Here is a 15,386-nt window from a genome sequence, read left to right on the forward strand (position 1 = left end):
GCTTTAAATAGGAATTGATTTTGTTTTCGTGCTAATATCTAGTTTTTTAATAAATGCATCCAAATCACTTTTAAGTCCTTTTAAACTATAATATTTGCTTGATTTATCAAATAGTTTTCTTGTAATATACTCTTTATAATAATCACTTAAATCATTAAATTTATCTAAGGATAAAAGACTTATATTATTGTAATAGTTGTAAAAATCAGAAGAGGTATTTATCTTATATAATATGTATATATTTTTTAAATCATATCTTAAGCTTTCATAGTCTTCATAGGAAGGTTTTAAATCCTTAATATATAATTTGAACTTATTATGTTCTATAAAATCTCTATACTCATAAGGAAGTAATGCTTTTATACTAGAAGGTACCCCTATCTTATTATTATAATTTTGTAGTGCTTTACTTCTCGCTTCTTTAACCCAAGTTATAAGCTCATTAAATATTTCCTTTTCCTCTTCACTCTCTAAATAAATTCCATTAAATTTCTCTAGCATATAAGCAACATAAGAGAAGTCTTCCATATTATCAGGGTTATTTTTAAATTTTTTCATTAGTTCTAATAGTTTATTCTCTTCAAAGCATCTTCTTAAATGCTCCATAATCTTTTCATAAACATCATCAAAATAAGAAATATCATATTCGCTATAGATTTTTTTAAAACTATAATAAGCAAATTTTAAATTAAAAAATTCTTCTAAACCAATATTGCTTTTTAAATTCTTCATAACTTTATTTATGATTTCTGAAATATCTTTAAAAAGACAATAATCTTCGTAAAGATCATGATTTTTATTACTTTCAAAATAAGGTTCTATTTTCTTTAATCCTTCTAAACTATTTTCAAAGTACCCTTTTTTTATATTTTCTCCTATACCTTGTAGGGCACCTTGAAAGTCTAAATCTAAAACTACAGAGTCAGTTCCCTTAAGAGAACTTATATCAAAAATAATAGAATCTTTAAATTTTCTATTTTTTAAATCAATAGTTAAAATTTTATCTTCCATTTAACTTTCCACTCCTCAAAATCTTAAAATAAATTCGCATGGTTCTCTTTATAGTATAAGGGTAAAAATAATTTTATTCCATAGAAAAAAAAAGAAAACACTTAAAAGTGCTTTCTTTTTTGTATTTGGAAATTTTTATAGTAGCTTTTATATAAAATCTAAACTAATTTACTTTAAATTCAAATGGATCTGCTAATGATTTTAATGATTTTAAAGAATCCCATGTAAATATCTTAACTTTTAAATTCTTTCCTGCTGGTATTTCAATAGGAGTAGTTAAGCTTATTTTTCCTTCTCCATCTACATTTGCAGTTATCCTAGAACTCTTTACCATTTTATTATTTTCATCATATACACCAACTAGCAGTGTAGCCTTTGTTAAGCCCTTATCCTTAGCATCTACAGTTACCTTTACTTCTGGTTTACTGTTAACTTTAAAGTCTTCTGCCTTATTTAAGCATGCTACCTTAGCAGGTTCTAACTTTTTAAAGTCAGCACCAAATATTTTGTGAACTTCACTATTGTATATAGCTTTTGCATTTCCTGCTTTATCTATAAAGATTATATGACTTAATTTCCAGTCAGTATTATCTTTTAAGAATGCAGCATCAGCTTCGTATTTACCATTTTTATAGTCTAAAGTTAATTGTTTTACCTTATTGTCTTTTCCAACATATTCTGCATAAGCTTTTTCACTATATTTAGAATATGTTTGAACAGATAATTTACCATTTTCTACTTTCATTTCTTTTATTTCAGAAGTATTTTGCGCTACAGTGTTTTTTCCATCTTTTTGTCTAGCAATATGAACCTTAGCAGTACTTCTATCTTTGCTCTCTTCAGTTACAAAAACTTTTAAGCCATAGTTCTTTAATTTAAGCCCACTTTCTGTGTTATAACTACTAGCTGTATAGTCTTTAGCGTCGCTAAACATTGGATTCATAAAAGTATTATTATCTTCAATATAATACTTATCACCATCAGCTTTTCCTTCAATTTTTAAAGCTGATCCTGGTCTTAAGCTAAATGCAGCATCATGCATTTGATAGTTTATTTTGTCTGGTCCAGACTTCCCGCTCTTTTCATATCTATAAGTTACAGGGTTTTGATCTGCATCTACAACCCCTGCAAATAATTCACCTTTATGCCCTGCTGTATTTTGATCTGGTTTAAATCCAGCATATTTTTCATTGATATACCAAACTATTAAACCTGGGTCATACTCTAATCCTTTTCTTCCTATATTTATAGTTTTTAATCCTTTATCAACTAAACTACCACCTCCACTATTTCTCCACTCAAGTAAGTAATAGTGATTAAAGTCTATAACTCCATCTGAATTTATAAAACCATCAAACTTAAATTTTGAATCATTTTCTGCATTATCACTAAAAACAACTTTACCATCTGCAGTTATTTTTATATCATCAAAATAAATTCCATCTTCTGGAGTATTACCATCTGTTCTAAATCTAAATCTTAAGTCTATTTTCTTTCCTTTAAAAGCACTAAGGTCAAAAGTTGCATCTACCCATTTACCATTTGAAGTATCTGTTATACCATGACCTGGGTTTCTCTTTTTAACTTCTTCTGGTGTTTCATTCTTTGTTACCCACTCATCTACCTTGTCAGTAGTTAAATTACCTTTTACAGCAACCCAATCTTCTTTTCCTGCTTCTCTTACTTGAACTGATGCAAAGTCAAACCCTGGGTCTATATTGTACCAAGTTTTAAAACTTAATTCAGCTTTTTCTACTCCTGTTAAATCTATAGGACTCTTAGTTGTCATATAGTTTTCTAAGTTGTCTCCCTTACCACTAAAATAGCATTTTGTTCCTTCTGGTGGAGTTACAACTCTTTCTGCTTTAGCTTCTGGTAAATTAATTCTTACAACATCATTGTTTTGACCCTTCATGCTAGCTTGGTCTAGCACTATGTCTATACCCTTTTCATCTATATCTTCTAAATCCAAAACTTTAGAATTTTGCCAATTAGCTACTCTTCCTCTTTTTTCGAAATCCTTTTGTAAAAATTGTTTACAATAAGCACCATAACTTACTGGTTCAGATCCTCTTGGGTTTCCAGAGTAACTTCCACCCATTATGGACCAGTTTTCTACTGGTGGTAAAGATTTTCTGTCAGTCCCATATAAATCGGGAAGCCCAAGAACATGTCCAAATTCATGGTTAAATAAATCTACTGGCAAGTCCTGTTCAAACACTGTAAAATCTTCTAACTTAAATTCTTTTCCGTTTTTATCTTTTACTGAAGGATTTTTACCAACTAAAGCACGTTTCTCTGCTTCATTAAGCTTATCCATTCTTTCTCCAAAAATATTAAATCCCCATCTAAATGGCCATATAGCATCATCACCTAGAGAACCTCCACCCCACTCTTCTCCAAGACCTGGGTGAATTACAACTAAGCTATCTATGATACCATCTGGTTCATTATAGTTTCCATCACCATCTAAATCCCATTTATCTTCAACGTCAAATTGAGAAAGATCTAAATCCTTTGAAGCTTTTTGTATAGCTTCTTTTACAAGTTCTCTAGCTCTTGGTTGATCACCCTCGCCTTCATTTGAACCATAGTGAGCTGCATTATGATCAGCTGTATACCAGCCTACAACCTTACCCTTAAACTCATAAGTTCCACCAGACTCTTCTTTAAAGAACTTATTTACTGTAATATGTTCTTTTCCGTCAGAAGTTTTATAAAAATCATCTCCAAAGAAAAGCTTCTCATAAAAATCAGCAGTAGTTTCTGCTCCTGTAAAATTATTAATTCTCCAATCTTCTTTCTTATCTAAGTCTGTATACTTATAGTCAGGAAAATCTATTAAAATAACTAATGGTTTTGATGTAAACTTTTTATCACTATATGCTTTCCTTTGAATTGTAGATAGTGGATTTTCAAATTCCCCATTGGTAGCAGCCTTAACTGTTAGTGGACTAGCTAATCCAAATAACATGGAAGCTGCTAAAACAGTACTTAAAAGTTGTTTCCTTTTCACTATACACTCCCCCTAAAACTATAAAATAATTTTTTTAAAAGAAATAAGACATAGGTGCCATAACTCATTTATACCTTTGAATTAATTTAGAAATCAAAATCCTTTGTTATTAGTTCTTTAGCTTTTAAATTTACAGTGTATTTTCCCTTAGGATTTCCACTAAAATTAAATGTAGCTTTAAAACTTCCATATTTGTCACATTGAATTTCTTCCATATGATAAATATGTGTAGCATCATCTTCTAGATTTTCTCCTGCTTTTATAACAATGGTAGGCATATTCATTTCTCCATCAACAGCTACATGTCCACTAACTGTTACTAAATCACCATCAACTTTTACATTTAATTTCGCAATCATACTTTCGGCAATTTCATCTTTTAATACTTTTAATATTGCATTTAATTCTTTAGATTTATCTAAGGTTTGGTTATTTGTTGAAGTTTCTATAGACTTAACTAAATTTTCTGCTAACTCTACATCCTTAGAATCCTTTGACCCCATAGATTTAACCACTGCCTCATGAGCTTCAACAATAAGTTTTTGTTGATAAGTATCTACAGCTGAAGACCAAGAAGGCGTATATTGTTTATTTCCTTCATAAGTATCAAAACCTTTTATATTCTCTCTAGCTTTATTGATTTCTTCTTGAGAAATCCTTTCCTTTTTCTTACCATCTACAAATAATATGGAATAGAATTCATTAAATAACTTTTGTTGAACACCATCAACTTGTTTTGAAAATTCCCCTACAAACCCTTTAAGCTTGTTTTCTTTTGCCAATTGAGCAATTGCTTTTCTAGCAGCAATTACTGATTGTTGAGACCTTTCCTTTTGAGCTTTAACTACAGCATCGTATGCATTTTTGTAAATTGCATCTAAGTTAGTTGCAGCAGACACTGAAATCGTTCCCATAGCTCCACCAAATAAAGTAGCTGTAGCTAGTATACCGCTTAATACTTTTGTACTCTTTTTCCCCATGTAAAGTAACCCTCCTATTTTAATGAATTTTTATAACATAAAATATGGTTATACTATATATATTATATCTTTTATATGCATATTTCAAGATAAAAGATACGAAATTTTCTGTCAAGTCAAAATAGTAATTTTATTTGTTTTATAAATAGAAAAAGATTTAAGTAGAATCAGCTCTCTTAAATCTTTTTTTATTGTATTTTATTTAATTTTTTAATCCTTTATAATTATAATATCTCAAGATTATAATATTCTAATATTTAAAACTATATTTAACGTATACTATTGAATCCCCAATTACATTAATGCCCCAACTGCTAAGTCCATTATCATTTACATTTGCTCTGTTTGAAACTATTTCAACTTCATTTAGCAATTGATTCATATTCATGCCCAAATCGTAAACTTTTAAAGTTAATGTAGAAGATTTCTTTTCAAGAGCTTCTTTTATTTTTATATCTAATTCAGCTTTAGATTTTACATCTACGTATAAATTGCCCTGTATATCACGTTCTGCCACATTTAAATTACGGAAAACATACTTTGTACCATTAGCTGTTGGGTATTGAATTGTATTATCTCTTATATGAGTTCTGCTAAATATAGTATCTGGTACATTAAAGTAATCATATTGAACTTCAAAGATTTTATCTGATGAATTCTCATAAGTAGGGTCGTCCCAAGTTACGTCTACATTATACCACTGTCCATCATCAAGCTTAACCATATTCCAAGCATGATCTCCTCCATTACCTGTTCCCGTAACATATATACATTCTACTCCAGCTGCTTTACATAACTCGTACATGGCTTTTGCATAACTTTCACATACCCCTATTCCATCAATAAGAACTCCATAGGCATTATGATCTTCAGCAAGTAATATATCATTTTTATAATTGTATGTATTATATGTTGCATTTTTAACTATATAATCATGAATAGCTAATTCTTTCTGAACCTTAGTCATGCCTGGTTTTATAATATTTCCTATAATTTGCTTAACCTTATTCTTTACGGCTGATTTTTGTCTAAGCATTTCTGCTCTTGGAAGTCTATAATTTATGTATATATTCAAGGTCTTTTCACTAGACCCTGAATAGCCACTGATTTGTGCTTGAGCCCCATTATATCCATAATCAATATCTGGGTGATCACTTAATATTTTTTGAAAAACATCTAAACCATAATCCTTAGAATTATAATTCTTAACTTTTATACTTACATCTTCCTCAAAATTCTCTAAAGCCTTTTTTAAAACATTGTAATATTCCTCTTTGGAGCTGACTTCATTGGATTCCTCTTCAAATACTGTATCTTTACCTAGCCCATCACTATTTTTTAGTTCTTCTAATATTGCATTTAGTTCTTTAGATTTATCTAGGGTTTGTTTATTTGTTGAAATACCTATTGATTTAACTAATTTTTCAGCTACATCTATGTCCTTAATATCCTTTGTTCCCATAGCTTTAACTACTGCCTCATGAGCTTCAACAATAAGCTTTTGCTGGAAAGCATCAACAGCTGAAGACCAAGAAGCTGTATAATATTTATTTCCTTCATAGGTATCAAAGACTTTTACATACTCTCTTGCTTTATTAACTTCTTCTTGAGAAGCCTTGTCCTTTTTCTTTCCATTTGTAAATAATAAGGAGTAGAATTCATCAAATAACTTTTGCTGAACACCATCAACTTGTTTTGAAAATTCCCCAACAAAGCCTTGTAATTCTTTTTCTTTTGCTAATTGGGTAATTGCCTTTCTAGCAGCAGTTATGGATTGTTGAGAATTTTCCCTTTTAGCTTTTATTACAGCATCATATGTATTTTTATAAATAAAATCTAAGTTAGTTGTAGCAGACACTGAAATTGTGCCCATAGATCCACCAAATAAAATCCCTACAGTTAATATAGAGCTTAAAAGCTTTGTACTAATTTTGCCCATATGAAGTATCCCCTCCTATTTTAGTTAAATTTCCTTATACCCGTACCATAAGTGTACTTTCATGGCATGAGGTATTCACTTGGTTATAAAGTTTGATAAAAATTTTAATTAATTTATAATATCTATAATATGTTTTATATAAAATATATTACACCAACATATGCCAATTTACAATGGATTTTAGGCTTTTCTTTTATTTTAGCCTGTATTCCAGGTTATATAGTATTTAAATCCCTTGCCACTCTTTATAAAACTTTGTTGGTACAACACATCCTAGGTGCCACTTTCATTGCATAATGCATTCACCCCTTAATAGGAATATCTATAGATTCCATCAATTCTAAAATAAAAAAAGTACCATTGAGGTACTTTTTCCATAAAAAGTTTAAACTTCTAAAGTATAAATATCCTTTTTCCCTACCACAATAACTAATGCTTTCTTTAAATCTTCTACTCCAAGCTCCTCTTTTACCAGTTTACTTTCTGCATATCCTTGAAGCTGTTTTACTCCTTCTTCTTTTACTTTTTCCAATGTATTTCTTTCACTTTCCTTTATATATTTTAATTCTATAATCCATTGAAATTTAGTTATATCTTTAAATTGAATTTTTCTTTTTAGCATTATATCTGCATAACCTTTACTATTTTCTGCTTCGCTTTGTATAAAATAAGTACTGTCTATGCCTAAAAGAGTTAAAAGCATCATTTTAATATGTTTTTCATCCATTTGCATTAAATCTCTATTAGACAAATCCTCTAGTATTTTAGCTATAATCTCTACTAAAGGTTCAATGTTTCCATATAGTCTCATTTCATTAACAGATATTCTTATATCTTGAAGCTGAACATTATATTCCAAATTCATTCTTTCAAAATACTGCTCCCAGTAAATTGTTTTTATCACGTAATTAGGTACCTTAAGTACCGTACCTAAAGGCCCTTGTTCCTTTATTGTAAGCATACCTAGATAAAATAATAAGGATTTGAAATTTTCACTTACACTGTACATAGTATGAATATTAAACCTATCTACTAGAATAGTGGAGGTTTCTCCCTTTGTCATTATTTCCTCTAAGGCTACCTTATCATTAAAATTATAAGCTAGCTGATTAACTTTTCCATAATCAGTTTTTACATTATTGTCTATCATCTCTTTTGGATAGCGATTATACATTAAATAATTATCTAAAAAATACATGGACATATCTGGATTAAAAACTGATTTACTATTTTCATTAAACTTATATCCATCATAGTAAGTAGTCATATCAGTGCATATTTTTTCTCTAAGCTCTATATCCTTTATATTTACTTCATCCATAATCCAAGATAATTCTTTCCTTGTAAATCCCATCATGGCATTAAGATTTTCATCTAGAGTATAGTTTCTAGTTATGTTAAATCCACTAGTTAAGTCATCTAGCATTATAGGACTTACGCCTGTCATAAATATTCTATTAAAATTATCCATGGTTGCATCTTTTAAAGCCTTATAAAACACCTTAACAAAACCTTCACCATGGAGAATACTTTCATAAGTACTTTGTTTTCCGCCTGTAATTAGTTCATTTGCAAAGTTGTCATATTCATCTATTAAAACAAATACAGGCATTTTTATTTTATTAGCTAAAATTGATATATATTTAACCGCTACTTCAGCACTTTTCATTTCCTTTGAAATATTTTTGTCCTCAAATAAGTATAAATAATTATCTATAAATTTTTCTACTGATAAATTAACAATTTCATTAAAACTATTTCTTAAATTCTCCTCTCCGTGACCCGCATCTACTCCAGCAAAGCTTATTTTCCAAACTAGAAACTTATTTTTTTCTTCTGTGGGGTTTTTTCCTATATATAAATTTCCAAACAATTCTTCAAATCTATCCTTCTTATTTATATCATAATAGTTTTCAAGCATGGATATAAAAAGACTTTTCCCAAACCTTCTTGGTCTTATAAAAAAATTATAGGGAGCATATCTATCTAAAATTTCTATATATGATGTTTTGTCTACGTATAGATAATTTTTTTTTCTTAATACTTCAAAATTAGAAATACCATAAGGTATTCTTTTCATAATTATATTCAACTCCTAACTTTACTCCATTTATCTAATTTCACCGTTTATAAATAGACTGTTTATAGTGCCCAGCATACAATCAGTACAAAAACCTATATTTTATTTATAGAATTACATTTATGCTATATGTATATTATAATACAAAATAGGTTATAAATGCATAGGATATGCTACTTATTTTATAAATCTCATCAATAGCTGTAGCTTAAAGTTTTAAGCTTCTCTCTTTAACTATAGTTATTGATAAAAATAATAATATAAAAACTATAAGTAAAAATAGAATTGTTAAAAAACTTGGTTTTTATAAAAATTTAGATATGGAAAAAATAGAGGAATATATAAAAAAATAGCCTATTAAGGCTATTTCTTTTTTCCAAACATTATAGCACCTTTAACAACAAATGCACCAGTATTATCTTCATACAAATACATATAAGCTCCAAAATCAGTATATCCTTCAGATTTACACTCATTCGCAAAAGAACCTAAATTTTTATTTAATATTGAATTTATATCGTTACTTGGAACATAAAACCACTTTGAAAAACTTTCTCCTGTTAATTTTGAGTATACATGATTAGTATTTGCAGCTCCTGCTCTATCATTGTTGAAAAAACATTGTGCATTTTTATTTAAATTTGGATTATAGGTGAACCCTTTTGAACTTAAATAATTCACAATAGGTGAATTAGAATATTGTCCTACTTGAGTTCTTAATTGATTAACTTGTGATTGTGTTAATCTATAATTAAACCCATTAGAGGTCATAATAACATCTACTACATGTCCTTCATTGGAGTTACCCTTATTATTTTTTAATGCTTTTAAAATTGCATCCAGTTCTTTAGATTTGTCTATGGTTTGTTTATTTGTTGAACCTGCTATTACTTTAACTAAGTTTTCAGCTACCCCTATGTCCTTAGCATTCTTTGACTTCATAGCTTTAACTACAGCTTCATGAGCTTCAACAATAAGTTTTTGCTGGAAAGCATCTACAGCTGAAGACCAGGAAGCTGTATAATGTTTGTTTCCTTCGTAAGTATCAAAGGCTTTTACATATTCCCTTGCTTTATTAACTTCTGCTTGAGAAGCCTTGTCCTTTTTCTTTCCATTTTTAAATAATAAACTTTAGTTAGGCAATTTTAAAATCTAAATTACCTATTGTAGATAAAATATACTTGCTAGTATATTTTATCCAAACTGAATAATAACACTTATCCAATTTAAATTGATGCGTTTTTGAAAAATTCTTAAGCAATTTTTAGTTCTGATAAAATATCTTCTAGTTTAGTATTTTGTTTTAATTTTTCGTATATAAAGCACACAAGTGCTTTTGCCGTGAGGCTGTTTAGATACTTCTGGGTTTCACCTATAGTATTAAAATCTTTGTATTTGTAACTAACTCTAAATAACTCTAAAAAATTATAGATTAGGAATACTATAAGAAAATATCGTTCTATAGATAAAATGCTACGCATTCTATATTTATCAAAGGCTAAATTGCTTTTTAAATACTTATATGAAGTTTCTATATTCCATCTGTGTGAATAATATTTAATTATAGTTTCTGCATTTAATAAAATGTCGGTAGACAGCAAATATACTGGATTCTTGAATCCATCATCGGTAACTTCATAGCAAATAAGTACTTTAGCATAAGGGAATTTAGCAATATTACCTTCATAGGTATATACCCTATAGTCCTTACCTTCAACTGTAACGAGGTCTAAGGTGTTAGGACTAATAAATTTTTCAAATTCTGATAATTGTAGTGAAATTCCTAATGGAGATATTTTTCTGTTAGATTTAATTGCTCCTATTAGGTGGTAGCCCTTTGCTAAAGAAGCTTCTATTAATTTGTTATTTGTATACCATGAATCCATAAGACAATATATTTTTTCACACTTAGATGGAGTTTTAAAAGAAGTTATAAAATCTTTTGCAATATCAACCTTAGATTTAAAATTTTTCTTTAAATCTTCGCAAAACTCCTTTTTATAGTAAGGTTTATATTGTAAAGGAATGGATTTGTTATTTACAACAAAATTTGAAGTAACCACACAATGTGACCAAATATTTTTGCCTTCCGTATGAGAGTAATTATAAGATAGTCCTTGTATTTTCTTCGCAGATTCCTTGGAATTTACAGTATCATCTATAATCAAGAATCCTACGGATTTAGGTTTAATATTATGTTCAAGGAAAAAGTTTAAATAATTGATTCTATTGTTGTTTAAAAGACTATCGTCCCATTTAGAATGGCTTAAAAATCTGTAAATACAACTTTTGTCTTTTGAAGACAATACATTTTTAGCAATTTCAGATAAAGTTTTAGTGCCAGGTAAATTAATTAATCCATTGGCAATAGTGGTTAAATGATTAAATTGAGGTTTAGACATTCCATAGTTTACATCATTTAAGTAATTGTAAAGTTCATCATTAATGGATACAATATTAGTACTTGGCATACTTATTACCTCCCGTGTTTGTATTTGTGTGGTAACTTTTATATAACACGGCAAGAGAAAGTATGCCATATTTATTTTTTGGTAGTCTTACCAATTTAGATTTTTATTTTGCATAACTAAAGTAATAAAGAATAAAATTCATCAAATAACTTTTGCTGAACACCATCAACTTGTTTTGAAAACTCCCCAACAAAGCCTTTGAGATCGTTTTCTTTTGACAATTGAGCAATTGCTTTTCTAGCAGCTGTTATGGATTGTTGAGTCTTGTCCCCTTTAACTTTAACTACACAGTCATATGCATTTTTATAAAGTTCATCTGAGTTGGTTACAGCTGACACTGAAACTGTTCCCATGGATCCACCAAATAAAGTAGCTACTATTAATATAGCGCTTAAGATTTTTGTGTTCCTTTTACCCATATAATATATATCCTCCTACTTTATGAATTTTAATAATATATAGTACATTACTACATCTAAACTATTTAAGTTAATAGTTTAGATGTAGTGTTAGTTAAGTTTTGTTATACCCACACCATAGCTGTGCTTTTATGTGATGATGTGTTCACTAATATTTATGTCTTAATATATAAGTCTAAAATGAATTATAATTAACAGGCATATTATTTAAAATTTTAAGGTCTAGAATAAAATAATCCCTAATATTTACTCACCCAACCTATACTCTAACACAATATATCTTTGGCTACCATTTTCACTTATCTTTTTTACCTTTGCTTTTACCGTTTCAACTTGATACCCTTGTAAATTTTCTTTGTATATCTTTTCTGCCTTTCCTAAATCTAATCCATAATAATCATAGTCTCCATCAATTATAGAAGTATATTCAGATGTATGGTAGTTTTTTGCATATATATAATATTGGTCATTTCCTATACTCTCCATTTTATAAACAACGGAATAATCTATAGGCGACTCACCATCACCATTCATTTTATAGTAATATCCGTTTTTATATTCATATATATCATCACTAGCATTCATTATTGTTTCATGTTTAATATTTGTATTAAAATATTTTTTTGCTGAATTCTCTACATATTCTTTTTTAAGTTTGATATATGAATCCTCAAATTCAAAATAATTATCTCCCTTTGAAAATATTCCCCTATAGTGATTTCTATAATTGTGCCAAAAACCAAATAATATTAACTGATCATTAGAGATATTTCCTTCCTCAAAAGACATATTATATGGAATTTCTGAGAAATTACTCATAAAAACATTAAGTTCCTTTTGTAATTTTTGGTTAAGAGTTATATCTTGAGAATTAACATTATATTTATATGTTAATTCGTTACTTAAATTATTGTTGTTATTAATCACAATAATTTTTAAAATCAAATTACCCTTTTGGCTTAATCTAATCTTATCATTATATTGTTGGGAATTCTTATTTGGGGTTGTTCCATCTGTAGTATAATATATACTACAATTTTTAGGTACATCTATTGTTATGTAATTTCCTATATAAACTTCTCCACTACCAGGATTAACTTTAGGTACTAGTGTTTTTTTAATTTCTTTTTCAGTTTTTTCTAGAAGTGGTTTAACTTTTTCATCCTTAGTTAAATCATAATATTTTTTTATTACTTTATAAGCATCTTCTATTTTATTTTGTTTTATATAAATATTATAAAGTTCAATATTAGCTTCATAGTAATCTAACTTAATATTTATTATATCAATAAGTTCTTTTTCTGCATCCTTATAGTTATTCATTTTTATATAGGCTTTAGCTAATCCATACTTAGCTTGCACACCTAACTTGTCATCATTTTCTAGCTTCTTAAATAATTCAATAGCCTCAGATATTTTCCCATTTTCTAAAAATTCCTTAGCTTTATTTAATAAACTTTCTTTATCACTATTACTGACACCTGATGAAAAACTTTGTTTTGTTTTATTATCCGAATTTTTAGTGTATGAAAAATTATATACTAAGAAGAAAATCAAAACACTAAAAATTATAATTGCTATCCCATATAAAGCAATCTTTTTATTCTTTAAATACTTTAAATAACTCTTATCTGAATCATTACAATTCTCACATTCTTCTTTTTCTGATGTAGTAAATTCTATTTTGGGAATTACTTCTGTAAATTCGTTATCATAGGATTTTTCAACCTTATCAACTTCTTTAATAATTTCTCTTTTTTGTGTACCACATTTAGGACAAAAATTTTCTCCTTCCTTTAATTTAAAACCACATTTAGAACAAAACATACTACGCCCCCTCTTACAAACCTTTCATAAGTAAATTAATTTAAAGTTCCATCTTTGAAATACCTATCATAGATAGTATAATAAAAAATGTTAATCAGTAAGTACTATTTTCATGGCATATATCATTAAATCCATAGTAAAAAGTTTTATTATTTATTATGTAAAATTTAATTAGTTTATACATTTTACAATATATTCATAATACATTAACATTATACACCAACATATGTAAGTCTACAATTAATTTTAGATATTTTCTTTTATTTTAGATTATTTGTTATATAATGTAATGCAAGATTGAATATATATCATACTCCTTAGTAAAATCTAAAGAAAACCATACATAAAAGATGTTTCGTATATTTTCACCATAAATTATATATATGAGTAACATAAAAACAAAGAGAGCCGTCCTTGTGACGATTCTCTTTTATTTTTACTTATTTAATTCTCTAAATTTCCCCTTAAAATCATTATTCTTATCTTTAATTGTATATGAAGTATTGCTTGTTACATATATAACCACATCAGGTTTATACTTTTCAATATAGTCATATAGGTTCATATCAAAATAATGTCTTAGGTCAAGAATTCTAGTTTCATTAAAATGCATAAATAATAAGGGTTCAACGGCATTTGTGTAGGAGTCACCAAAAATAACTGCATTAGGTAGATCCTTTCTATTAGTTTTTATAACCTGTTCAGCTTTATCCCCATCCATGTATACCCAATAACTAATATAATTTTTATATTTATCATAATAGATTTTATCTTTTTTCTCATAATTAACTATATTATCATATGGAGGCATTTTCATTGTTGGAATTACAGCCCTATCATCATTTTTATATATCCAATTTAAATTAGAATTCCAGGATCCTCTAAAGGGTTTATCAATAGTTTTCATTTTTAATTCATCTAAAGTAAAAGGTTCTTTAATTTTTACCCCATTTTTTCTTAAATTATTAATTATATCAACATATGTTAAATAGGCACCTTTATGATTATAATGATGGTCAGTTTTATAATGCAATTGTTCCTTAGAATTCTTAAAAGTATTTTTCATATCTATATAATTAATATTATAATTTTGAAGCTTCCCAAATAAACTATTGTCTACATGTAATTGCTCTTGGTATCCATCATTAAAAGGATATATGTACTTATCACTATTAAAATATGATTGCGTTGGTATACCAACAAATAAGAACTTTCCTTTATTTTTATTTATATGATTGTTTAGATCCTTTATTTCTTTAGATATATAGCTTGTATCCTTTTCTATATCCTTTGAAGTTTTTTCAGGATAAAAGGAATTAAATTTAAGTAAGTATCCATCTTTACCTATAACCACATCATTATATTTTGTTTTCTTCATTGCCATATCAATTTTAGAAGATAGCAAAATTATTCTTTTTCTACCCACTATTTGATCCTTAAAATATTCATCAAATTCACTAAATAAGCTTCCATCCATAAGTTTTTGCTTTGAATACTTTGGAGCTTGTTTTAAAACTCTATTTTCAGTTTCTGATATAAGTTTATCAGGTCTTGTAAGGGTTAAATACCCACCTAAGAAAAGTATACTAGAAAATAATATAATCATAATTATTTTATATATTCTCATATATATAAATCTCCTT

10 protein-coding genes are annotated in these 15,386 nt (G+C 27.9%); all 10 read right to left on the reverse strand.

The features are described from left to right. Positions 1-3 precede the first annotated feature (3 nt). Entirely contained in the window at positions 4-1,011 is a 1,008-nt protein-coding gene (locus FNZ64_RS02870) for a hypothetical protein (RefSeq protein ID WP_142413363.1), read from the reverse strand. 163 nt (positions 1,012-1,174) lie between these two features. Continuing rightward, positions 1,175-4,027 (reverse strand): immune inhibitor A domain-containing protein, encoded by a 2,853-nt coding sequence (locus FNZ64_RS02875; RefSeq protein WP_142413364.1) that lies wholly within the window; start codon positions 4,025-4,027, stop codon positions 1,175-1,177. A gap of 86 nt (positions 4,028-4,113) precedes the next feature. Continuing rightward, the gene (locus tag FNZ64_RS02880; RefSeq protein WP_142413365.1) at positions 4,114-5,007 is read right to left on the reverse strand and encodes a hypothetical protein; all 894 of its coding nucleotides are present in this window, start codon (positions 5,005-5,007) and stop codon (positions 4,114-4,116) included. A gap of 250 nt (positions 5,008-5,257) precedes the next feature. Continuing rightward, complete coding sequence (locus FNZ64_RS02885) at positions 5,258-6,946, reverse strand: transglutaminase domain-containing protein (RefSeq protein WP_142413366.1); 1,689 nt, start codon at positions 6,944-6,946, stop codon at positions 5,258-5,260. 385 nt (positions 6,947-7,331) lie between these two features. Continuing rightward, on the reverse strand, positions 7,332-9,026 hold the full coding sequence (locus FNZ64_RS02890; protein ID WP_142413367.1) for an ATP-binding protein: 1,695 nt from the start codon (positions 9,024-9,026) through the stop codon (positions 7,332-7,334). 363 nt (positions 9,027-9,389) lie between these two features. Continuing rightward, positions 9,390-9,968 carry a hypothetical protein gene (locus FNZ64_RS02895; protein ID WP_142413368.1) on the reverse strand — a complete coding sequence of 193 codons (579 nt, stop codon included), beginning with the start codon at positions 9,966-9,968 and terminating at the stop codon, positions 9,390-9,392. A 311-nt stretch (positions 9,969-10,279) separates the two neighbouring features. Further along, positions 10,280-11,497 (reverse strand): IS701 family transposase, encoded by a 1,218-nt coding sequence (locus FNZ64_RS02900; protein WP_185903658.1) that lies wholly within the window; start codon positions 11,495-11,497, stop codon positions 10,280-10,282. Between the two features lie 116 nt (positions 11,498-11,613). Next, on the reverse strand, positions 11,614-11,916 hold the full coding sequence (locus FNZ64_RS02905; RefSeq protein WP_142413370.1) for a hypothetical protein: 303 nt from the start codon (positions 11,914-11,916) through the stop codon (positions 11,614-11,616). A 246-nt stretch (positions 11,917-12,162) separates the two neighbouring features. Continuing rightward, positions 12,163-13,743: a chitobiase/beta-hexosaminidase C-terminal domain-containing protein gene (locus FNZ64_RS02910; protein ID WP_142413371.1), complete on the reverse strand. Its 1,581-nt coding sequence runs from the start codon at positions 13,741-13,743 to the stop codon at positions 12,163-12,165. Between the two features lie 436 nt (positions 13,744-14,179). After that, positions 14,180-15,370 carry an alginate O-acetyltransferase AlgX-related protein gene (locus tag FNZ64_RS02915; protein ID WP_185903659.1) on the reverse strand — a complete coding sequence of 397 codons (1,191 nt, stop codon included), beginning with the start codon at positions 15,368-15,370 and terminating at the stop codon, positions 14,180-14,182. Positions 15,371-15,386: the final 16 nt, after the last annotated feature.

Source organism: Hathewaya massiliensis, assembly GCF_902143515.1.
Taxonomy (GTDB): domain Bacteria; phylum Bacillota; class Clostridia; order Clostridiales; family Clostridiaceae; genus Hathewaya; species Hathewaya massiliensis.

Bases quoted from the DNA above. Each gene is read 5' to 3' on its own strand.
- FNZ64_RS02870 (WP_142413363.1), bottom strand. From the start codon at position 1,011: ATGGAAGATAAAATTTTAACTATTGATTTAAAAAATAGAAAATTTAAA.
- FNZ64_RS02880 (WP_142413365.1), bottom strand. From the start codon at position 5,007: ATGGGGAAAAAGAGTACAAAAGTATTAAGCGGTATACTAGCTACAGCT.
- FNZ64_RS02885 (WP_142413366.1), bottom strand. From the start codon at position 6,946: ATGGGCAAAATTAGTACAAAGCTTTTAAGCTCTATATTAACTGTAGGG.
- FNZ64_RS02890 (WP_142413367.1), bottom strand. From the start codon at position 9,026: ATGAAAAGAATACCTTATGGTATTTCTAATTTTGAAGTATTAAGAAAA.
- FNZ64_RS02895 (WP_142413368.1), bottom strand. From the start codon at position 9,968: ATGAAGTCAAAGAATGCTAAGGACATAGGGGTAGCTGAAAACTTAGTT.
- FNZ64_RS02900 (WP_185903658.1), bottom strand. From the start codon at position 11,497: ATGCCAAGTACTAATATTGTATCCATTAATGATGAACTTTACAATTAC.
- FNZ64_RS02905 (WP_142413370.1), bottom strand. From the start codon at position 11,916: ATGGGTAAAAGGAACACAAAAATCTTAAGCGCTATATTAATAGTAGCT.
- FNZ64_RS02910 (WP_142413371.1), bottom strand. From the start codon at position 13,743: ATGTTTTGTTCTAAATGTGGTTTTAAATTAAAGGAAGGAGAAAATTTT.
- FNZ64_RS02915 (WP_185903659.1), bottom strand. From the start codon at position 15,370: ATGAGAATATATAAAATAATTATGATTATATTATTTTCTAGTATACTT.